This is a genomic window from Buttiauxella ferragutiae (genome assembly GCF_022637515.1).
Lineage (GTDB): Bacteria > Pseudomonadota > Gammaproteobacteria > Enterobacterales > Enterobacteriaceae > Buttiauxella > Buttiauxella ferragutiae.
Map to the genome: position 1 here is coordinate 626598 of NZ_CP093332.1, position 20278 is coordinate 646875.

Genomic DNA, 20278 nt, shown 5'->3' on the forward strand with positions numbered 1-20278 from the left:
GCGCTAATGCGCCGTTTTATTAACCTTTATATGGCCCATCAATCACCGAATTTCTGGCTAACAAATCCGACGTAAACACATTATCTTTCGATAAATATCCGCCATCCAACATGGATATTAAGCGGTTGATGACTTCACTGATCATATCGCTCACCGGATCTTTGATACTGGTTAACGCCGGAGAAAGATAAGGTGCAGTCGGAATATTATCGAAGCCAATAATCGATATATCCTGTGGAACAGAAATTTCCATATCGTTTAATTTTTTCATGGCTCCGACCGCCATTTCATCATTACTGGCAAGAATCGCGCTGATCTTATGTTTGCGTGCAAGCAATGCTTCTACCGCAGAAACACCGCTGGCTGGCGTCCATTTTCCGTGGGCAATCAACTCTTCGTTTACAGCAATATCATATTGATTCAAAGCTTCTTTATAGCCCGCTAAGCGCTCGATAGCGGTAGGGGAATCCATTGCGCCGGTAATAAAAGCAATATCACGATGCCCGCGTTCAATAAGGTATTTTGTCGCCATCAAACTGGAGCCTTTATGGTCACAACAAATACAGTGGCTCTGGTGTTTTCTGAGTTTTCGGTTCACTACCATAATCGGCTGTTTATGCTGATCAATAATGTCGTCCATTTCATCAATGGTCAAAAAGCGTGGATAAATAATTACCGCATCACAGCGTAAATCGAGCAAGAACTGAATCGCTTCGCGTTCTTCCTGCGCACTGTGTTTACCATCCACCAGAATAAGCTGACGGCCATTGTCTTCTAATTTCTTCGCTGCCTGCGAAAGTATTTCACTGAAATAACTGCCGTTATAAAGCGTGTTGGTGACCACTAAACCAATACATTCTGACTTATTCGTCGCCAGATTTCGCGCCAGCAAATTGGGCCGGTATCCCGCTTCTTCGATGGCTTTATAGACCTGCTCTTTTGTGGCTTCGCTGACGTATCCCTTGCCGGATAAAACGCGTGAAACAGTGGCTTTTGAGACGCCGGCTTTTTGTGCCACTTCTAGCATTGTCGACATGGGAGCTTCCTGGCTTTTTTGAATGCCTCATTTTACACATTCCGCGGCGACAAAATACTGCCGAAAAGGTGTGGTGAGGGCCCTTTTAGAACAACTTGTGGCGATCGTCATCACAAAATTAACAATATGTAAAATTAGGATTTGATCTGTTCTATTTTCATGGTCAATCTAATGTGGAACCGGTTACCTATCTCTCAGACCCCTACAAGTCGACGCGGAGTTGCCGGAGAGTTTTTAGTAACTACATGAATTTAAAAATATTAAAGTCTCATGACGAGAGAGTGGTAACTCATGGCTAAGAATTATGCGGCAGTATCTCAGTCGATAGTCGACGCAATAGGTGGCGCGGGCAACGTCGGCGCGGTGACTCACTGTATGACCCGTTTGCGTTTTGTCCTCAACGACGATAGCCGGGTCGATACCGCAAAGTTAAAAGCTATTAGTGGCGTGATGGGCGTCGTGCGTAGCGAAAATCAGTGCCAGGTGATCATCGGCAACACCGTTTCACAAGCTTACGCTGAAGTGCTGAAACTGCTGCCGGAAGGGATGCAGCCCGCGCAACCCGCTCCGGGTAAAAGCAAAATTACGCTCAAACGTATTGGTGCCGGGATTTTGGATGCGCTGATTGGCACTATGTCACCGTTGATTCCGGCGATTATCGGCGGCTCAATGGTAAAACTGCTGGCGATGATTCTGGATATGACCGGCGTCTTCGGCAAAGGCTCCTCAACGCTTATCATCCTCAATGTGATTGGCGACGGCGCATTCTTCTTCCTGCCAATCATGGTTGCGGCATCGGCGGCGGTAAAATTCAAAACCAATATGTCGCTGGCAATTGCTATTGCCGGTGTGCTGGTTCACCCAAATTTTGTTGACCTGATGGCGAAAGCGGCACAAGGCCAACACGTTGAATTTATGGGGATGTCGGTCACTGCGGTGAAATATACCTACACCGTCATTCCTGCGCTGTGCATGACCTGGATTCTTTCGTATATCGAAAAATGGGTTGACCGCATCACCCCAGCGGTGACGAAAAACTTCCTCAAACCGATGCTGATTGTGCTGATTTCCGCACCGATTGCCATCATGTTGATTGGCCCGCTGGGTATCTGGATTGGTACCGGAATTTCCGCACTGGTTTACACCGTTCATAGCTACCTGGGCTGGTTGTCCGTGGCGATTATGGGCGCACTGTGGCCGCTGCTGGTGATGACCGGTATGCACCGCGTATTCACACCGTCTATCATTCAGACCATTGCCGAAACGGGCAAAGAAGGCATGGTTATGCCATCAGAAATTGGTGCTAACTTGTCGCTCGGTGGTTCATCTCTGGCAGTCGCATGGAAAACGAAAAACCCTGAACTGCGCCAGACTGCGCTGGCTGCGGCGGCATCGGCCATTGTGGCGGGGATTTCGGAACCGGCACTTTACGGTGTGGCTGTACGTTTGAAACGCCCGCTGATTGCGGCATTAATCAGTGGTTTTGTCTGCGGCGCGGTCGCAGGAATCGGTGGGTTGGCCAGCCATTCCATGGCATCTCCGGGCCTGTTCACCAGTGTGCAGTTCTTTGATCCAGCTAATCCGATGAGCATCGCTTGGGTGTTTGGCGTGATGATTCTGGCCGTGGTGCTCTCTTTCGTCCTGACGTTAATCCTGGGCTTTGAAGACATTCCCGTTGAGCAAAGTCACGAGAAAGAGCCAATCCAGCCAAACGCCGTTGTTGCACCGCAACATGCTGTAAACGCAAACTAACTTAGAAGAGGGACTTTATGTCAGCATCCATTTTTCCTGATGACTTTTTATGGGGCGGTGCTATTGCTGCGAACCAGGCTGAAGGTGCCTACCTCGCAGGCGGAAAAGGGCTTTCAACCGTCGATACCATTCCGCACGGTGAGCATCGTCTGGCGGTGAAACTCGGTTTAGAAAAACGTTTTTCACTGCGTGATGACGAATTTTACCCGAGCCATGAAGCGATCGATTTTTACCATCGCTACAAAGATGATATTGCGCTGATGGCTGAGATGGGGTTTACCGTTTTCCGTACCTCGATTGCCTGGAGCCGTATCTTCCCTCGGGGCGATGAGAAAGAGCCTAATGCGGAAGGGATCGCGTTTTACCGTGATCTGTTTGCCGAGTGCAAAAAACACAATATCGAACCACTGGTCACGCTGTGCCACTTTGATGTGCCGATGTATTTGGTGCAGGAATATGGTTCGTGGCGCAGCCGCAAAATGGTGGAGTTTTTCACCCATTACGCGCGTACCTGTTTTGAAGCCTTTGACGGCCTGGTGAAATACTGGCTGACCTTCAACGAAATCAATATTTTACTTCACGCTCCATTCTCCGGTGCGGGTCTGGTATTCGAAGAAGGCGATAACAAAGAACAAGTGAAATACCAGGCGGCGCACCATGAACTGATCGCCAGTGCGTTAGTGACCAAAATTGCTCACGAAGTTAACCCTGATAACCAGGTCGGCTGTATGTTGGCGGGTGGGAATTTCTATCCGTATTCTTGCAAACCGGAAGACGTGTGGGCGGCGCTGGAAAAGGATCGTGAGAACCTGTTCTTTATTGATGTGCAGGCACGTGGTGCTTATCCGTCGTACTCCAAACGTCTGTTCCGCGAGAAAGGCTTTGAGCTTGAAGTGCTGCCTGGCGACGACGAAATCCTCAAGAATACCGTCGATTTTGTCTCGTTCAGCTACTACGCCTCACGTTGTGCTTCCGGTGAGATGAACGAGCTCAACAGTAACGCGGCAAACATCGTTAAGTCACTGAAGAACCCGTACATTCAGGCGAGCGAATGGGGCTGGGGCATTGACCCGCTTGGCCTGCGCATCACCATGAACATGATGTACGACCGCTACCAGAAGCCACTTTTCCTGGTAGAAAATGGCCTGGGTGCGAAAGATGAAGTTAATGCGCAGGGCGAAATCAACGATGACTACCGCATCGACTACCTGCGTGAGCACATCAAAGCGATGGGCGATGCTATTGAAGATGGTATCCCGGTTATCGGCTACACCTCGTGGGGCTGCATTGATTTGGTCTCCGCATCGACCGGTGAAATGAGCAAGCGTTATGGTTTCATCTACGTTGATCGTGACGACCAGGGCAACGGCACATTGGCACGTACACGTAAAAAGTCGTTCTGGTGGTATAAGAAAGTGATCGCCAGCAATGGCGCTGATTTAAGCTAACAAGCCCCGTTTTACGGCCCGGTTTCAACCGCCGGGCCGCCTTCACACATTCTAAACCCGCACCACCATCTCCAGAGCATCGCTGTCTTGTAACCAGTCGCGGGTGTTAATTCTTAGCATTTCCATAAAGGTGTGTCCGGCACTGGAAAGACGGCCGATATTCGGGCACAGAATGCTGATATTGCTGGCTGGAAGCACTTCGCGCAGTACCAGCGGGCGCAAGTTTGAACTGTAGCCAGGGAAGCGCAAACGCACTGACGTCCACATGCTGACCATATTGGTTTGTTCCATCATGCGCGCCATGATCCACGGCGATGAGCAGTGGATAATATTTTGCGGCAGCGGCAGGTTATAACGCCGGAAAACCTGGCCTAAAATCGAGTGTTCACCAGGTTCATCCCAGTCCAGCCACGGGTAATCCATCAGGTTTTTCAGCGAGGTTGTATGGGTGACGGGATGTTGGTTTCCGGCAATAATCGTGTTGCTCAGCGCATACAGCGTTTCGTGATACATACCGTTTTGCACCGCATTGCTGGCGCTGGTGATGACGGCAATATCCAGGCGTTGGTTCTCCAGCGCATCGTGAATTTGTTGCGGTCTGCCTTCCATCACGATCAGTTTCACGCCGGGGAAACGTGCCTGAAATTGAATCAACGTGTGGGTAAATGGCCCGTAGGATGCGGCAGAGGTAAACCCCACTCGTAACTGGCGCATCGCTTTGCCGAGCAGATTGTCGATTTCGTCACGCGCCTGGTGCAGCGAGCGGTCGATGTCGCGCGCATGGCGCAGCAGAACTTGCCCATACTCATTTAACGTTACGCCGCGTGATGAGCGTTGCAGAATCGGCATGCCGATTTCCGCTTCCATCTCCTGAATGGTTTTCGAAATGGCCGGTTGTGTGAGGTGTAATGCTTTCGCCGCTTTGCCAATGCTGCCTTGCGCGGCAACCTCTAACAAAATATCTAACTGATTTAGTTTGATTTTCAATTTTCCGTCCCGCCTGAGCCACCACCGTGGTGCAAATTTTGCTCTCTAACAATACAAACAAGATAACCAAAGGCATAACTAATTTTTATGATTGTAATGTTCTTTTTTTATGCAGATAGTTAAATCCAGCCCAGTTTGTTTACATCTGAATAACAAAAGAGGACGTGAGCATGAAACAGCGTGTCAGCTATGCCCAGTTAGATGCCGGGATCTCCGCCTCGCTTCCCGTAGATGTGGCGTTGGTTCCGGAACGTGCCAACTTTAAGTCATTGGTGGCGGTGACGATTGGCAACGGTCTCGAGATTTACGATTTTGCGGTTTACAGTTTTTTCTCGGTGATTATTGGGCATCTGTTTTTCCCCAGCTCCAATGAATACACCTCGTTGTTGTTAGCGGTGGCGACATTTGGCGTGGGGTTTGTGATGCGCCCGCTCGGCAGCATGGTGCTTGGGAGCTATGCCGATAAACATGGGCGCAAAGCGGCCATGACGCTGATACTGGGGCTGATGTCTTTAGGGGTGATGATGGTGGCTTTTGCGCCCACTTATCAGCAAGCCGGGATTATGGCGCCCGTGGTGCTGGTGGCCGGGCGCATGTTGCAGGGCTTTTCAGCAGGTGGTGAAGTGGGGGCGGCAACCTCGTGGTTGATGGAAGCCGGTGATAAATCTCGCCGCGGTGCGCGAGTGAGTTGGCAGATGACCAGCCAGGGCGGCGCGGCACTTTTTGGTGCGGCAATGGGCGCGGGCCTGAGCCATATTCTGAGCGAACAGCAGTTGTATGACTGGGGCTGGCGTATCCCGTTTATTGTTGGCCTTGCGATCATGCCGATTGGTTTATACATCCGTCGCCAGCTTGAAGAAACGCACACCGTGACGCCTGCTGTGAGTGCAGAAAACCCGGCATTAACGCTGTGGCGTGAACATCGCCGCGCTCTCTTACTGGGCATTTTACTGGTGATGAAAGGCACCACGACTTTTTACATCATCATCTATTACATGCCCGCGTATATGGTTAACACGCTGCATATGCCAGCCAGCACCTCATGGTGGGTGAGTTTGACCGCGGCGGCTCTAACGCTGCTGGTGCCTTTCTTCGGCGGTAAACTGGCGGACAAATTGCCACGGCGTAAACCGATCCTGATTGGCTGCGCAGTGGGATCATTTGCCCTGATTTGGCCGATCTTCGCGACAATTCTGCATGGCGCTCCGCTGGGCGTCACCCTGCTGCTGATTGCTATCGATCAGATACTGGCAAACATCAGCTCGGCTGCATTTTTCTTGTTGATCCTTGAAGCGTTTCCAAAAGCGGTTCGTGCCTCCGGTATGGCGATGGTTTATGCCATTGGCGTTACGCTGTTTGGTGGCTTCGCACAATTGATAGTGACCTGGTTGTTGAAAGTCACCGGCCAACCGATGGCTCCGGCATGGTATTTGATGTTCTGCGCGGTGGTGACTTTTGCCGCGTTGCTGGCCTGGCACGAACGCAAAACTTTCTGTGATGAATAAAAAGGAATAACCCTATGCTGATTAAAGAAATTCTCGATTACGAAGAAGAGATGATTGCCATTCGTCGCGATTTCCATCAACACCCGGAGCTAGGTTTTGAGGAGTTCCGTACCAGCGACCGTATTGCCGAATTGCTGACGGGCTGGGGCTATGAAGTTCACCGTGGGCTAGGTGGCACAGGGGTTGTTGGCACGTTGAAAGTGGGTAGTGGCGGTAAGCGCCTGGGCATTCGCGCTGATATGGACGCCTTGCCGATGCAGGAACAAACCGGGCTGCCGTGGGCGAGTGTGGTTGAGGGGAAAATGCACGCCTGCGGGCACGACGGGCATTGCGCTATTTTGTTGTCAGCCGCGCGTTATCTGGCAGAACATCGCCCGTTTAGCGGCACGCTCCATCTGATTTTCCAGCCGTCAGAAGAGACGATTGGCGGTGCCAAACGGATGATTGATGACGGCTTATTCAAACTGTTTCCGTGTGATGCGGTGTTCGGTTTGCACAATTTCCCTTTGCTGCCAGCAGGTGAGATCGCCACCAAACCAGGCGCGTTGATGGCTTCATCAGACAGCATGACCGTGACGCTCGAAGGAAAGGGCGGACATGGATCGATGCCGGAGCACTGTATTGATCCGACCGTTGCCGGGGCGTCGATCGTTATGGCGCTGCAAACGATTGTTTCGCGCAATGTTGATCCGCAGGATTCTGCCGTGGTCACAGTGGGCAGCCTGCAAAGCGGCACCACGCACAACATCATCCCGCACAGCGCGGTACTCAAGCTCAATATGCGTACTTTCAAATCGGAAGTGCGTGATGCGGTGAAACAGCGCATTCAGAAATTAGTTCATGCTCAGGCCGAAAGCTTTGGCGTGAAAGCAACGATCGCCGTGGATTTTGGTTATCCGGTGACGGTGAATGATCCTCAGCAGACCGAGTTTGCGTTGCAGGTAGCGCGCGATGTTTTTGGTTCCGATAAAGTCGCCGATCCTGCGCAGGTGAAAAGTGCCATGGGCAGCGAGGACTTTTCATTTATGTTGGAAGAAGTCCCTGGCTGCTATTTATGGTTGGGGACGGCAACGGGCAACAATGATTACTCGGTTCACCATCCGCTCTATCAATTTAACGATGCCTGTATTTCAGGTGGCGCGACTTACTGGGTTAAATTGACCGAGTCATTTTTACGCTAGCTTTTGCTCCTCACCCTGCGTCATGCGCGGTGAGGAGGTACTTTTCAAGCGGTAATCCAGCCTGCAAATTACAACTTTCTGCTGACGGTCAATCACGGAGGATTTTCTAGACTGAAAGAAAACGTCTGCAGAGGTTTTACATGTCCTGGCAACCTTTTCTCTCAGTGATCCCAGGATCGGTGCCTGCGGATCTTGCCATTAAACACATCACTTGCAGCGACATCAGTGATGACTGGCCGATGAAGGATCAGGTATCAGAGCAGATCGATGACATCAATCAACAGCTAGCATCAGACCCTTCTTTGGAAGCCCCGGAAATCATTTTAGACAACCTGGGAATACGCCAGATTAGGTGCCGGAACAAACACTCAGAATTTGCCTTTCATAATCGCCCCGCGCTCGCGGAGTGGCGTTGCCAACTGGTGCCGACGGCACTTGCGCTGTGGGCGGTGCAGCACCCGCTTGCCGAGCGGCTGATCAGCGGCGGGGAGATGGATCTCAATAGTCGGCCATGGTTTATTCACGCCAACGATGCACGGGGGATTCGCTCACGAGCCAAAGTGATGGCGGCCATTGCCGATATTCATCTCAACGACCGCGTTTCAGGAAACTGGATAAGCCTCGCTTGCGGCGCGGCGGTGCCGGTTTTAAAGACTTTGCGCGGGGCAAAATTAAAGGCGCAGAAATTCACGTTGTTGCTGGTTGACCACGACAGGCAATCGCTGAAGTTTGCCCGCGGGCTGGCGACACAATATGGGTTGGTTGAAGGCCACCATTTTTCGCTGTTAATGCGCAATTTGTTCGACCGGATGATTGCCAGTGACAAGCTGGTTCAGGAACTGGGCGAGGAGTCAGCGGAGCTGGTCGACGGGCTGGGTATTTTCGAGTATTTCTCGCAGGCCGAAGCGGTGCATTTCATTCGCCACGCGCTGCGCCTGGTGAAACCCGGTGGCGTGCTGATTATTTCTAATATGCTGAAAACCAGCCCGCAAATTGACTTTGCGCTGCGTTGTGTCGGCTGGACCACGATTTATCCACGCACGCTGTTTGAGCTTAGGGAGATTATTCTGGCCGCCGGAATCAATCTGCAAAACGTCACCGTGACGTTACCCAGCGATGGGGTGTATGCCGTGCTGGAGATTAATGTTAAGGAGTGAGTATTGATGATCCGCCCTACAGCCGCTTTACGCAGGGCGGTAATTCAACTTAGGAAAGGTAGCTCATGCCCTGCTTGAGGACAAAATCACAGGCCTGAGTTTTTACTTTTTCTGCTATCGGCGAACTGCCAATAGTGTCCAGATTCAGTTGCTGGCCTTTGCCGGTATTGAGCATCCCCATCAAGCCTTGTGTGTAATCCTGTGGCTGAGTTTCTTTCTTGCCGCTATCAAGACCCAGTTTATCGAGCAGCTCGCTTTTCACGTTGTCGGTGTTGGTGGCTGAAACCAGTTTGTTTTTCATGCAGTACTGCAAAATGCCCGCCGCGTTAGTCATGCTGTTGGCGCTAAGGGCCTGAGTACCGCCGCCGAGCAGGCTGGTTAGTGAGGAAAGTGAGTTGCCTGTGGTTGCGGTGGTCGCAGGTGTTGCAGTATTGCTGGTGGTGGTTTTGCTTAATTCACTCGCAGCACTGGAGAGTTGATCCTGCCAGCTCGACGCCATCGCCTGGCCTGCAAATACGGATGTTGCCAACGCCAGTGCACAGAGAACCCGATTGCTTGCTTTCATCATTTTTATACTCTTTTCGTTAACCTGCATCGCAGGAGAATTTTCGACGAGTATACCGCTATCTGTAGGGCGATGGGTGCCAGGAGATTTCCTAAAGCTTCCAGATTTACCCGTTATAATTCAAGCTGCAGGTGCGTTGGCTGCAACTCGAATTATTTAGGGTAGAGATTTATGTTTATGGCCCGATATAACGCAGCACCACTTTTACCGCCATTTCACGGTAATGTGCTGTGCTATCAACCGGTTCTGAACCATCTTCAAAGAAATTCGAAAATGTGTAGCTGTTTGCGACGTGGTAGAAACAAAAACTACTGATCAGGCGGTGGACGTCTTTAGCGGTGACGAGTCTGCTGAATAGCTGTTTATCCTGGCCTCGGGAAAGCACATCTTGCAGTAATTCCAGCGCACTGCGGTTTATCTCGCGTAAGTAAGCCGACTCTTTCACAAAGCGCCCACGCTGCATGTTCTCCATGCAGATGATCCGAATGAAATCGGGGTGAGTGACGTGGAAATCAAAGGTCCATTCTACCAGTTCCACCATCGCTTCGACTGGCGGCTGGTCAGTGAGATTAAGCTGGCGCTCACAGCTGCGAATTTGGGTGTAAACATATTCCAGCACCTGAACGTAAAGCAGCTCTTTGCTTTTAAAGTGATAAACCACCATCCGTTTGGTGGTGTTGGCTTTCTCGGCAATTTGCTCCATGCGTGCGCCGTTAAGGCCAAATTCAGCGAACAAACTAATGGCGCTGAAGAAAATCTTTTCTTTCAAACTGGCGTCATCAAAACGCTCAGGAAGATAAATTTCGTGGGTTTCCACGCAAGGCTCCTTAATGTCATCAGGCCGCTGGTATCGCCCAGGCCAGATGACATTAAAACAAGTTTGCGTGGGCAAAGCACTGATGAGTTAGCGAAGCCCTGCAACACATCACACTCGCGGGCGTTTACGGTACAGCCACAGGCCTGGAATGGATAAGCCAATCGATAATGCTCCGACGATAAACGACGCCTTCAGGAAGTTGGTGAGCAGTTGAATCATCAAGTCTTCGGTGTAACCAAAGTGGCTCAGTTTCACGGCTGAAATCATGGCGGTGTAGGCAGAAATGCCAGGGAACATCGGAATAACCGCCGCCACGGTAAAGACTTTAGGATGGGCGAGATACCAGCGCGACCACTGAATACCGATGCTGCCCACCAGAAGTGAAGCGATAAACGTGCTCCATTCAATGTTCATGCCCGCCGTCATCATCGCCATTCTCGAACCGTGGCCAATGGCACCCAGCAGTGCGCAATAAGGTAAGGCACGCTGTGGGACGTTAAACACCAGGGCAAAACCTGCGGCGGGAATGGCGGCCAGCGTCATGTCCTGAAGCAGCGCCAGTAAAAAGTCGATTACTCCCATCCTTTTAACCCCCACAGTGACATCGCCATCACCACTCCAATACACGTGGCAAGCGTAAGCAGGCTAGCCATCGCCCATCTGGCAAGGCCAGTATTGACGTGGCCTTTAAACATATCGGCGACGGCGTTAATCAGCGGAAATCCAGGAACCAGCAACAAGACGCTTGCGGCCATCGCAATATTTGAGGTCATGGCGAACGGGCCTTTGGCAATCAGCAGGCCAGAAATCGTGGTGGCGACAAACGCCGTGATGCAGAAGTTAATTTGCGGATGCAGGTGGTGTGATGTGAGCACCAGGCGCACATACATCGCCACCGAACTGGCAAGGAAAGCAACCATTGCACCATCCCAACCGCCGCTATTGAGCTTACAGAAACAGCCGCAGGAAAGACCGACCATCAGCACTACTAACCAGCGGGGATAGCGCAAGGGTTTAATGTGCTCAAAACGCTTCAAAACGTCTTTATGATCCAAAAGCTTATGCTCGGCCAGGATCACGATGTGCTGCACTTCCGTCACCACATGCATATTGATGCCGCGGTCGCTGTTTTTGCGTGTCGTCGTGAGGCACTGATTGTCTTTGATGGTGCTGAGTACGATGGCGTTCGCTGAGATTGAGCTTTCAACGCTGTCCATCCCTAATGCCACACCTAAACGACTGGAAAGCTCTTCTACAAGGGCGCTTTCGGCGCCGTGTTGCAACAAGAAAAGCCCACATTGAATGCAGAGGCGGGTGACTTCGCGCTGCGGGTTGACATCTGTCGACATGCCTGGCCTATGTAAGATGAAAAGCGACGGCGGTCGCTGAAATTTTAACATCCCCCATTTTTAACATATGCCGACCCCTGTACTCAGGCGCACCAGATCAACATTTAGCGTAATAACGCATTTCGCACACTTTTTCGGCGAAATATGAGCTTGTCCGCACTTTGAGTGAGACTTTCGAAAAGTGCACGTTTTAGACAGATATTGGCCTTCTTTTTCTCTCTGTGGACGCTAAAAATGCACGAATGAGCATTTGTTAAACATAAAAACAACATTCATGTAACGTTTTATTAGAGAGCATATCTTATGAAAACTCAGGTCGTGATAATCGGTGCTGGCCCGTCGGGTTTGTTGTTGGGGCAATTGCTGCACAATGCAGGTATTAGCAATGTGGTGTTAGAAAGACAAACCCCGGAGCACGTACAGGGGCGAATTCGGGCGGGTATCCTGGAAAATGGCACCGTAGATTTGCTGCGTGAAGCCGGGGTCAGTGAAAGAATGGATGCCGAAGGGCTGGTCCATGAAGGCGTGGAGTTTTTGGTAGATGGAAAACGTATTCCGGTTGCGCTAAAAGAGCTGACCGGTGGCAAAACGGTGATGGTGTACGGCCAGACCGAAGTGACGCGTGATTTGATGGACGCACGCCGCAAAACCTCAGCGCCGACGATGTACGGTGTCAGCAATGTACAATTATTTGATGTGAAAAGTGATTCGCCGTATGTCACTTTTGAAAAGCAGGGCGAAACCTACCGCATTGATTGCGATTACATTGCCGGATGTGATGGTTTTCATGGTGTTTCGCGTAAAGCGATTCCGGCAGAGATTACTCGCGAGTATGAACGGGTTTATCCCTTCGGCTGGCTCGGCTTGTTATCTGACACGCCACCAGTAAATCACGAGCTGATTTATGCCCATCATCAACGCGGATTTGTGTTGTGTAGTCAGCGCTCACTAACCAGAAGTCGCTACTATTTGCAGGTTCCTTTAAGCGATAGCGTTGACGCCTGGCCGGACGAACGCTTCTGGGATGAGCTTAAACAGCGGTTGCCAAAAGAATTGGCGGATAAGTTAGTGACTGGTCACTCACTCGAGAAGAGCATCGCGCCGTTACGCAGTTTTGTGGTTGAACCGATGCAGTATGGCAACCTTTTCCTGGTGGGAGATGCAGCGCACATCGTACCGCCAACCGGAGCCAAAGGGCTAAACCTGGCCGCCTCTGATGTGAATTATCTGTTCCGGATCTTATGTAAGGTGTACCACGAAGGGCGAACCGATTTGCTGGAAACCTATTCACCTATGGCGTTGCGCAGGGTGTGGAAAGGTGAGCGTTTTAGCTGGTTTATGACTAATCTCCTGCATGATTTTACAGGAATGGATGCGTTTGACCGCAAAATGCAGCAGGCAGATCGTGAGTATTATCTGACCTCACGCGCTGGATTGACGACTATCGCCGAAAACTACGTCGGTTTACCGTTCGAGCCCGTTGAATAAACTACACTTATTCACTATTAGTCTGTGGATCTTATGCTTAAAAAGAGGACGTAATGAATCTGAATGCCAGTATTCCGGTATTTAAACTATATGGTGAAAGCCGGAACTGGCCTGCAGCAGATTTGCTGCATTGCGAATCGATTCAAAGCCGCAGCAGCCTTTATGAATGGCACATTCGCATTCATCAGCATGCGGATTTGGTTCAATTACTTTATTTGCACAAAGGTGAGGTGGAGATAGATATTGAAGGCGTTAAGCATCATGTGCGACAGGCGTGTATTCAGGTGGTACCTGCGTTGTGCGTGCACGGTTTTAAATTCTCACCGGGGACTCAGGGTTATTCGCTTTCGTTTTCAGCTCCGTTAATCGCCCAGTTTGAGCAGCAATTTGGCCGCCCTTTACAGGTACTTAAGCAGGCGGCGTGTGTGCCGGTGAAAGGCTCGAACAGGCAAATTAATACACTGTTTAGTACCTTACAAAGTGAGTATGAAGGAGCGGGGGAAGCCCGTGACATGATGCTGCATTCATTAATCAGCGCGCTTTTAGTTTGGCTCAATCGGCAATGTGCTCCGGTACCAGGCAGCAGTTCGCGTGTCGAGCGAAAACGGGCGGTGATTCATCAATTTAATCAACTGGTTGAGTGTCATTATCGTGAACAGTTGCTGGTCACGCATTATGCCAGCGAAATCGGTTTATCAAGTGTGCACCTGAATACCCTGTGCCATGAGTTCTATGGCTGTAGCGCTCTGAATGTCCTGCATCAACGCGTGTTGCTCGAAGCCAAACGCAGGTTGCTGTATACCAGCATGACGATCAGCCAGATCTCTGATTATCTTGGCTTTAGTGATGCGACCTATTTTTCGCGTTTTTTCCGCCGTTATACGGGTACGACGCCAAAGGATTTTCGTCAACATCCGATGCGTGAATTGAAAGCGTCTTTAATAGAAGGAAGGTAATTGTTTAATTAAATTTAAATCGTTATTTAGTCACACTGACTATTATTTTGTAGTTTGTAGATTATTTGTAAATAAGATCATAACTTGAAATATTATTTCATCATAAAAAACTCCTTCTAATTTAAATTTCCATCTGAATAAACTATTGTATTTTTGTTGTTCAAAGCACTTATATGTTTAATGTATGAGTGAATCATCGGTCATATTTTAAATAATATGAATGCATTAATCAAAGGAATGATATGGAAAACATTTTTAGTACAAATAGTTTACCTGGAAAAATAATGGTGGTTGTACCCTGCGTGTTAACGGCAGCAGGAATTGTACATCGATTAAAATCCATGCCAAAAATTCATAAATTAGTGAGCAATATCAAAAGGATTGATGAGGCTTATGGAGAGGTATTAAAAGCCACGGACTCACTTGTTATCTTGAATATTAGCGAGTCATCTACTCAACTCGCTGAGGAGATAAAGTTTATTAACTGGTGCCGTACAGTGCAACCTGGCGCTGCAATTGTTGCTTACACACGAAATCATAAACTTAGCGTGTTGAATTATATTTCTGCTTTGGGTGCGCGGGTGATTATTTCTCAATACGAGTCATCCTCAACATTCACCGATTTAATTATAAAGTCTTTTTCCTCCAGATCGATGCTTTCCAGCCCGATGATCAAGAATATTCTGGATACGACAATTTCAGGTGAACTGACGGTATGCGAAGTTCAGGTCATAGGGCAGTTATTTCTTGGGCACAACGTCAGCCAGGTTGCTCAAAGTTTAGGACGCGATATCAGAACGGTGAGCGCACATAAAAGACATGCGATGGAAAAACTCGGCCTTCAGTGTGAGAAAGATCTCCATGTCCTGGGTTGCGCACTGCTAGGAAAGTGAAAGTTTTAAAAGGAGATAAATATGCAGGAAAGCAAAGCAAAGGTCTTTTTGCGTAACCCATTTTGCCGCGCGTTAGTTGTTAGCAAGCGGCCAATGATGAGAGAAGGCCTTCAGTTTATGATGAAGGAACGCGCTGAGAAATCATCGCTCATTCTTTGTGAAAACTATTTAGATATCAGGCCAGAAATATTGCTGCAGATCGATGTGGTGGTTATTGAACTGGATAGCACGTTGCAGGAAATCTTCGAAGCCTGTGATTTCTTCAACCAATTACAAAATCAGCACCGGCAAGTGGAGTGGGTTTTCACGCTTCCCGTGAACTTGGTGAATATTGCCATTGAACGGTTGTTGACGGCCAAAACAGCATTGCTTTCTTTACATGAACCGATGAGCCGTATTATCGAACATGTCTTTAATAGCGGTGGTCAAACCGAAAGAATTAGCCGGCTTCTTTTGCAAGAAAAAGCGGTTAATACGTCCGATATTACGGTGACGAATGCCAATTTAACTTTTTCAGAGCGTCGTGTTCTACGGCTGCTTAGCAAAGGGTGGCAACTGACCCAAATTGCGACTCTGCTCGAGAAAAGTTACAAAACCATCAGTGCACAAAAAAGCAGTGCTATGCGCCGCCTGATGCTGAAAACGGACGCCGAAATGTATGCATGGATGATCAGTGTACATGGGATGCAGGAGCTGAATTTGCCTCCGTATCACCAGGGGATATGAAGAAAATTAGTGATGACTGAGGTTCGCTAGTGCGTCCTCAGTCATCTGATTATTGGCAGACATCGACCCAAAGTGCAGCTGTGAGTTCAGCCAGACGAGCCGGGGAAATACGCACTGCGCTATGAATCGCTCCTGCTGCGGGTAAAACTTCTTCGTACTGTTTTAGTGAAATATCACAGTAAACCGTTAACGGATTTTCCAGGCCAAACGGACAAACCCCGCCTACCGGATGACCTGTCCAGATAACCACTTCATCGCTGCTGAGCATGCGGGCTTTTGCCCCTAAAGCCGCTTTGAGTTTTTTATTATCCAGGCGTGCGTCACCTTTCGCGACAACCAACACGACTTGATCCTTAACTTTCAACGACAATGTTTTAGCAATTTGGCCCGGTTCAACGTTATGGGCCATGGCTGCCAGAGCAACGGTGGCGGTGCTTTGGTTTAATTCGATGATGTCGATATCCGGGGCGTTTTCGGCAAAGAATTGCCGGACTGACTGCAGGCTCATGCTTTTCTCCCATTCTTGGCCGCAAATAATTTGGCATAAGGCTGTGCTATATGTAAACCAGTGAACGCATAATTTCTATGTGTCATGAATACATACCGTCAATAGCCAATGCTGTGATGTGAAATAGCTAAACAACTCAAAGTTTCAGTGATTTCTGGATCTTCTTCACAATCACTGCAACCGGTTTCAGTAACCGGTTGCAGAGTAAGAAAAGGCGATGAATACTGAAACGGTCACACACCTGTACCCAATAATAAGAGCAGCCTATGAAACCTATTTTTTTATGCTGTGCCACTGATGCCCCTGCCAGTGTTTTAGACATTAAAGCTGTATCTAAAAAGGTCCCGGCTACGGGGATCAATTATATAAATTACGGATTGTTACGCGGCGATATTCTTCCCGCTGTAACATTCGCGTTGAAAGCCTGACAGGAGCACTGCTATGTCATCGAATCATGCCGCTTTTAATCTGATCTTTCGCTTTGTAGAAAACTACGTGAGTCCCGTCGCGGGAAGAATTTCATCACAACGCCACGTTATGGCGATTCGTGATGGGTTTATTTCTGCGATGCCATTCATGATTGTCGGTTCGTTCCTGCTGGTCTTCGCCTATCCACCTTTCTCGCCAACCACCACCTGGGGCTTTGCTCGTGCATGGCTGGATATGGCAAAACAGTTTGAAGGGCAAATTCTGACGCCGTTTGATATGACGATGGGCATTATGTCTATCTACATTTGTGCGGCGATTGCCTATAACCTCGGTAAACATTATATGAAGTCGCACGGCCTGGATCCGTTCATGTGTGCGATGCTTTCGCTAATGGCATTCCTGCTGGTGGCGGCTCCGAAAACCAAAGGTGTGATGCCGATGGATAGCCTGGGCGGGACGGGGATCTTTACCGCGATTCTGGTGGCGGTTTACTGTGTTGAAATGATGCGCTTCCTGAAAGCGCACAATATCGGGATCAAGCTGCCGGACCAGGTTCCACCAATGATCAAAAACTCCTTTGATCTGCTGATTCCTGTGCTGGTTGTGGTTCTGACACTCTACCCGCTGAGCCTGCTGATTCAGTCGCAGTTCGACATGTTAATCCCGCAAGCGATTATGTCGGTGTTTAAACCTCTGGTATCTGCTGCTGATTCATTGCCGGCCATTCTGCTGGCGGTGCTGATTGGTCACTTGCTGTGGTTTGCCGGGATTCACGGTGCGGCGATTGTTTCCGGCATGTTGCAAATGTTCTGGCTGACCAACCTGGGGATGAACCAGAGCGCGTTGGCACAAGGCGCACCTTTGCCACACATCTTCATGGAAGCATTCTGGACCTTCTTCATTGTTGTCGGTGGTTCGGGGGCCACTATGGGTCTGGTGATTTGCTATCTGCGGAGTAAATCTGCCCACCTGCGTTCCATTGGCCGTCTGAGTATTGTCCCAACTTGCTTTAACATTAACGAACCCGTCATCTTTGGTACGCCAATCGTAATGAACCCAGTGTTCTTTATTCCATTCTTGCTGGCACCAATGGTTAACGCCGTGCTGGCATGGGGTGCTATGAAGATGGATTTGATTGGCCGTGTGATTTCAGTGGTTCCATGGACTGCACCCGCGCCAATCGGTGCTGCATGGGCATTAGGCTGGGATTTCCGTGCGGCGATTCTGGTGATTCTGTTGGCTGTTGTTTCCGCCATCATCTACTTCCCGTTCTTTAAGGTGTACGAGAAGCAGTTGCTGGAGCAGGAAGCGGAAGAAGCTCAGAAAGCCTCTGGCGAAGAGAGCCAACAGGCTGCTTAATGAAATGAAAGAGTGAGATGAAACGGTGGGGAAACCCGCCGTTTTGCTTTATTACTTCAGGGTACAGTCGCCACAACCTTGTACATCAGGCAACTTATAGCGCTGGCAGCAGGTGCGGCGTACCAACAAACCTTCGCGCAGGATTACAGTGCGGTAGAGGGGGTTATCCTGGCCATCGCGCAGTTGTTTTTCAAAGAAACAGGCGTGGCGCAATTCAGCGATTGTCGCATCATCAAGCAACTCTCTCAGCTCACCAAAAAACCAATTTAGCAAATACCCAGTATTGCTCCAGATGAGTTTCCCATTGATCTCACCGCTGTTTTCCAGCGCCTCAACGACCGGCATTAGCCCTTCAACCAGCAGTTTCTCAAGGCGTTGTTGCAACGGCTGGGTGGTTGCCACTCTATCTTCCTGAACGTCTATCCAGAAAGTGGCGGCTCTGCCCGTTTCATGAAACTCGACATGAATATGTTGTGGGCCGATATCCAGCGCTCGGGGCTGAGTGATCAGCGCCATCACCAGCGGTGGAACCAGCAGGCCAAGATACCATTGCGCCCACAGTGATTTCAGCGGTTTCCCCTCACGGGCAAGTTGCGGCTGGTTGCGATAAATATGGTCACTGTAACAGGCAAGAAGCGAGGTTAACGCAGCGGGTTGGGCCCATTGATACAACGTCTGGCTGGTTGCCGGAGTGGGCTCATTGAATTTGATGATGTCATTAAAATAAGGTCGATGGGTGATGAAATGCGCACGCAGCTCATCTGCCAGCTCTGGCTGTGAGCTGGTAGCAAATGGCGAGTGCCATGCAAAATCATCAAGAAACTGGGAAGACTGAAAAGCCATCGACAAACAAGACCACTAATACAAATGATAATGATTGCCAATCCTATCTATAGGCAAAGCCTTTAGCAAGGCTATTTTGTGCGCGTGTTCTGATGGGGGATTTTTGCTCAGGCAGGCAGCAGCGATTCGCTGACAAAAATGCTATTACGACCCTGGCGTTTGGCTCGATAAAGAGCGCTATCAGCCTGCCGTAAGGCCTCTTCGATGTTTTGCTGTTCCAGCACGGCAAGGCCAATGCTGGCCGTCACATGGGTTGCCACGTCGTCATTAAACAAGTGTGGGATCTTTAAATCATAAACCCGTTGGCGGATACGTTCAGCGGTTTGCAAAGCCTGCTCGGCATCCACATCGGTCAGCAACACCATAAATTCTTCACCGCCATAACGGGTGACAATATCGCGAGAACGAACGGCATCGCGAATGGCGGCAGAGACATGTATCAAAGCCTGATCGCCCATGCTATGACCATAGTTGTCGTTGTAAGCTTTAAAATGATCGATATCCAGCAACAAGACGAAATGCGTGCCGCTTCCAACGGCTAACACTGTCTCAAGTCGATTTTGAAAACCACGGCGGTTATACAGACCGGTAAGGGGATCTAACATACTCAAATCGTTAAGAGTTTCTTTCTCTTCGAGTAGTTTATCCATTAAACGACGAGTAAAATTATCATTACGTTGCTGAATGATATTCTGAATGATAATGCCAATGCCCGGGAGGGCCACCGAATATAAAACTCTCGGCCAATTATTCCCGTGGTCGAGCCATAAAATCATTAGCGTTACCGGCAAGCATGAGGCGATAAATGCTTGTATGTTATTGATAAAAGAGATTGAGCCAATAAATAATATCGCCAGTAAGGCAATAATTAGAAAATTAAGATCTTTAATCGGCATCACACTGACTTTTATATAGATATGCCATGCCCAAAGTGAGCCAATTATTAACGAAACAGCGTTAATGTTGATCAGTGTTTTTTTGTTAAAAAACTGCCAGAGCAGGCAGCAGAGGCTTATCACCAACACCATGATAATCGGTAAGGTAAGGTGCTGAGTGTGGGCAGAAGGCGACGCCATACTAAATCCCGCAGAAAACGCGTTCAGTAATAAAAATAAACGCAACGAGAGTTGATGTTTCCCTTTGAGTAAAGCGCGCCAGGTTGTTGCTGTCATATCAGATAGTTCTTTTTACTCGAACTCAACATTATGCTGTTGAATAATATTATAAAAATAGATAGGAAAGTGATTTCTTAAGGAAATTATTTGACTGTTAATTATGT

The 20278-nt window shown here is 49.2% G+C and carries 19 protein-coding genes; 10 read left to right on the forward strand and 9 right to left on the reverse strand.

The features are described from left to right. Nucleotides 1-19: 19 nt before the first annotated feature. A complete protein-coding gene (locus MNO13_RS02900; protein WP_064543291.1) occupies nucleotides 20-1036 on the reverse strand; it encodes a LacI family DNA-binding transcriptional regulator in 1017 nt (338 codons plus the stop codon). A 291-nt stretch (nucleotides 1037-1327) separates the two neighbouring features. Here MNO13_RS02900 and ascF point away from each other — a divergent pair, with 291 nt between their 5' ends. Both ascF and MNO13_RS02910 read left to right on the forward strand, forming a co-directional pair. Further along, nucleotides 1328-2788, forward strand: a complete 1461-nt coding sequence (gene ascF / locus MNO13_RS02905) for a PTS cellobiose/arbutin/salicin transporter subunit IIBC (RefSeq protein ID WP_064543293.1) — start codon at nucleotides 1328-1330, stop codon at nucleotides 2786-2788. 17 nt (nucleotides 2789-2805) lie between these two features. After that, nucleotides 2806-4236, forward strand: a complete 1431-nt coding sequence (locus tag MNO13_RS02910) for a 6-phospho-beta-glucosidase (RefSeq protein WP_064543294.1) — start codon at nucleotides 2806-2808, stop codon at nucleotides 4234-4236. Nucleotides 4237-4287: 51 nt separating this feature from the next. Here MNO13_RS02910 and MNO13_RS02915 read toward each other — a convergent pair whose 3' ends face one another. Beyond that, complete coding sequence (locus MNO13_RS02915; protein ID WP_064543296.1) at nucleotides 4288-5223, reverse strand: LysR family transcriptional regulator; 936 nt, start codon at nucleotides 5221-5223, stop codon at nucleotides 4288-4290. A gap of 170 nt (nucleotides 5224-5393) precedes the next feature. On the opposite strand from MNO13_RS02915, the gene MNO13_RS02920 reads away from it, so the two are divergent. The 3 genes from MNO13_RS02920 to MNO13_RS02930 all read left to right on the forward strand — a co-directional run bounded on the left by MNO13_RS02920 (nucleotide 5394) and on the right by MNO13_RS02930 (nucleotide 9066). Further along, the gene (locus MNO13_RS02920; protein WP_064543299.1) at nucleotides 5394-6728 is read left to right on the forward strand and encodes an MFS transporter; all 1335 of its coding nucleotides are present in this window, start codon (nucleotides 5394-5396) and stop codon (nucleotides 6726-6728) included. A 14-nt stretch (nucleotides 6729-6742) separates the two neighbouring features. After that, the gene (locus MNO13_RS02925; protein WP_241939510.1) at nucleotides 6743-7909 is read left to right on the forward strand and encodes a M20 aminoacylase family protein; all 1167 of its coding nucleotides are present in this window, start codon (nucleotides 6743-6745) and stop codon (nucleotides 7907-7909) included. 140 nt (nucleotides 7910-8049) lie between these two features. Continuing rightward, nucleotides 8050-9066, forward strand: a complete 1017-nt coding sequence (locus MNO13_RS02930) for a class I SAM-dependent methyltransferase (RefSeq protein WP_064543301.1) — start codon at nucleotides 8050-8052, stop codon at nucleotides 9064-9066. A gap of 49 nt (nucleotides 9067-9115) precedes the next feature. On the opposite strand, the gene MNO13_RS02935 is transcribed toward MNO13_RS02930, so the two are convergent. The 4 genes from MNO13_RS02935 to MNO13_RS02950 all read right to left on the reverse strand — a co-directional run bounded on the left by MNO13_RS02935 (nucleotide 9116) and on the right by MNO13_RS02950 (nucleotide 11797). After that, nucleotides 9116-9631: a YjjA family protein gene (locus MNO13_RS02935; protein ID WP_121815733.1), complete on the reverse strand. Its 516-nt coding sequence runs from the start codon at nucleotides 9629-9631 to the stop codon at nucleotides 9116-9118. A gap of 175 nt (nucleotides 9632-9806) precedes the next feature. After that, nucleotides 9807-10448, reverse strand: coding sequence for a TetR/AcrR family transcriptional regulator (locus MNO13_RS02940; protein ID WP_064543303.1), 642 nt, complete (start codon nucleotides 10446-10448; stop codon nucleotides 9807-9809). Between the two features lie 108 nt (nucleotides 10449-10556). After that, on the reverse strand, nucleotides 10557-11030 hold the full coding sequence (locus MNO13_RS02945) for a threonine/serine exporter (RefSeq protein WP_064543305.1): 474 nt from the start codon (nucleotides 11028-11030) through the stop codon (nucleotides 10557-10559). Beyond that, nucleotides 11021-11797, reverse strand: a complete 777-nt coding sequence (locus MNO13_RS02950) for a threonine/serine exporter family protein (protein WP_064543554.1) — start codon at nucleotides 11795-11797, stop codon at nucleotides 11021-11023. Before MNO13_RS02950 ends, MNO13_RS02945 begins: the two co-directional genes overlap by 10 nt. A gap of 303 nt (nucleotides 11798-12100) precedes the next feature. Here MNO13_RS02950 and pobA point away from each other — a divergent pair, with 303 nt between their 5' ends. The 4 genes from pobA to MNO13_RS02970 all read left to right on the forward strand — a co-directional run bounded on the left by pobA (nucleotide 12101) and on the right by MNO13_RS02970 (nucleotide 15860). Further along, nucleotides 12101-13285: a 4-hydroxybenzoate 3-monooxygenase gene (gene pobA, locus MNO13_RS02955; RefSeq protein ID WP_064543307.1), complete on the forward strand. Its 1185-nt coding sequence runs from the start codon at nucleotides 12101-12103 to the stop codon at nucleotides 13283-13285. A 53-nt stretch (nucleotides 13286-13338) separates the two neighbouring features. Then, nucleotides 13339-14241, forward strand: a complete 903-nt coding sequence (locus MNO13_RS02960) for a helix-turn-helix domain-containing protein (protein ID WP_133522257.1) — start codon at nucleotides 13339-13341, stop codon at nucleotides 14239-14241. A 242-nt stretch (nucleotides 14242-14483) separates the two neighbouring features. Next, entirely contained in the window at nucleotides 14484-15134 is a 651-nt protein-coding gene (locus MNO13_RS02965; RefSeq protein WP_241939511.1) for a LuxR C-terminal-related transcriptional regulator, read from the forward strand. Nucleotides 15135-15155: 21 nt separating this feature from the next. Beyond that, nucleotides 15156-15860, forward strand: a complete 705-nt coding sequence (locus MNO13_RS02970) for a helix-turn-helix transcriptional regulator (RefSeq protein WP_064543313.1) — start codon at nucleotides 15156-15158, stop codon at nucleotides 15858-15860. A gap of 49 nt (nucleotides 15861-15909) precedes the next feature. On the opposite strand, the gene MNO13_RS02975 is transcribed toward MNO13_RS02970, so the two are convergent. Continuing rightward, the gene (locus MNO13_RS02975; RefSeq protein ID WP_064543315.1) at nucleotides 15910-16368 is read right to left on the reverse strand and encodes a YbaK/EbsC family protein; all 459 of its coding nucleotides are present in this window, start codon (nucleotides 16366-16368) and stop codon (nucleotides 15910-15912) included. A gap of 441 nt (nucleotides 16369-16809) precedes the next feature. On the opposite strand from MNO13_RS02975, the gene MNO13_RS02980 reads away from it, so the two are divergent. Beyond that, on the forward strand, nucleotides 16810-18156 hold the full coding sequence (locus MNO13_RS02980) for a PTS sugar transporter subunit IIC (protein WP_064543317.1): 1347 nt from the start codon (nucleotides 16810-16812) through the stop codon (nucleotides 18154-18156). A gap of 51 nt (nucleotides 18157-18207) precedes the next feature. On the opposite strand, the gene fhuF is transcribed toward MNO13_RS02980, so the two are convergent. After that, nucleotides 18208-18999: a siderophore-iron reductase FhuF gene (gene fhuF, locus MNO13_RS02985; protein ID WP_241939512.1), complete on the reverse strand. Its 792-nt coding sequence runs from the start codon at nucleotides 18997-18999 to the stop codon at nucleotides 18208-18210. Nucleotides 19000-19106: 107 nt separating this feature from the next. Then, the gene (locus MNO13_RS02990; protein WP_237932729.1) at nucleotides 19107-20171 is read right to left on the reverse strand and encodes a GGDEF domain-containing protein; all 1065 of its coding nucleotides are present in this window, start codon (nucleotides 20169-20171) and stop codon (nucleotides 19107-19109) included. Nucleotides 20172-20278 lie beyond the last annotated feature (107 nt).

Excerpts from the sequence above, each read along its gene's own strand:
- MNO13_RS02910 (WP_064543294.1), top strand. The coding sequence starts at position 2,806 with ATGTCAGCATCCATTTTTCCTGATGACTTTTTATGGGGCGGTGCTATT.
- MNO13_RS02920 (WP_064543299.1), top strand. The coding sequence starts at position 5,394 with ATGAAACAGCGTGTCAGCTATGCCCAGTTAGATGCCGGGATCTCCGCC.
- MNO13_RS02975 (WP_064543315.1), bottom strand. The coding sequence starts at position 16,368 with ATGAGCCTGCAGTCAGTCCGGCAATTCTTTGCCGAAAACGCCCCGGAT.
- ascF (WP_064543293.1), top strand. The coding sequence starts at position 1,328 with ATGGCTAAGAATTATGCGGCAGTATCTCAGTCGATAGTCGACGCAATA.
- MNO13_RS02930 (WP_064543301.1), top strand. The coding sequence starts at position 8,050 with ATGTCCTGGCAACCTTTTCTCTCAGTGATCCCAGGATCGGTGCCTGCG.
- MNO13_RS02945 (WP_064543305.1), bottom strand. The coding sequence starts at position 11,030 with ATGGGAGTAATCGACTTTTTACTGGCGCTGCTTCAGGACATGACGCTG.
- MNO13_RS02960 (WP_133522257.1), top strand. The coding sequence starts at position 13,339 with ATGAATCTGAATGCCAGTATTCCGGTATTTAAACTATATGGTGAAAGC.
- fhuF (WP_241939512.1), bottom strand. The coding sequence starts at position 18,999 with ATGGCTTTTCAGTCTTCCCAGTTTCTTGATGATTTTGCATGGCACTCG.
- MNO13_RS02965 (WP_241939511.1), top strand. The coding sequence starts at position 14,484 with ATGGAAAACATTTTTAGTACAAATAGTTTACCTGGAAAAATAATGGTG.
- MNO13_RS02925 (WP_241939510.1), top strand. The coding sequence starts at position 6,743 with ATGCTGATTAAAGAAATTCTCGATTACGAAGAAGAGATGATTGCCATT.
- MNO13_RS02950 (WP_064543554.1), bottom strand. The coding sequence starts at position 11,797 with ATGTCGACAGATGTCAACCCGCAGCGCGAAGTCACCCGCCTCTGCATT.
- MNO13_RS02970 (WP_064543313.1), top strand. The coding sequence starts at position 15,156 with ATGCAGGAAAGCAAAGCAAAGGTCTTTTTGCGTAACCCATTTTGCCGC.
- MNO13_RS02980 (WP_064543317.1), top strand. The coding sequence starts at position 16,810 with ATGTCATCGAATCATGCCGCTTTTAATCTGATCTTTCGCTTTGTAGAA.
- MNO13_RS02990 (WP_237932729.1), bottom strand. The coding sequence starts at position 20,171 with ATGACAGCAACAACCTGGCGCGCTTTACTCAAAGGGAAACATCAACTC.
- MNO13_RS02935 (WP_121815733.1), bottom strand. The coding sequence starts at position 9,631 with ATGAAAGCAAGCAATCGGGTTCTCTGTGCACTGGCGTTGGCAACATCC.
- pobA (WP_064543307.1), top strand. The coding sequence starts at position 12,101 with ATGAAAACTCAGGTCGTGATAATCGGTGCTGGCCCGTCGGGTTTGTTG.
- MNO13_RS02900 (WP_064543291.1), bottom strand. The coding sequence starts at position 1,036 with ATGTCGACAATGCTAGAAGTGGCACAAAAAGCCGGCGTCTCAAAAGCC.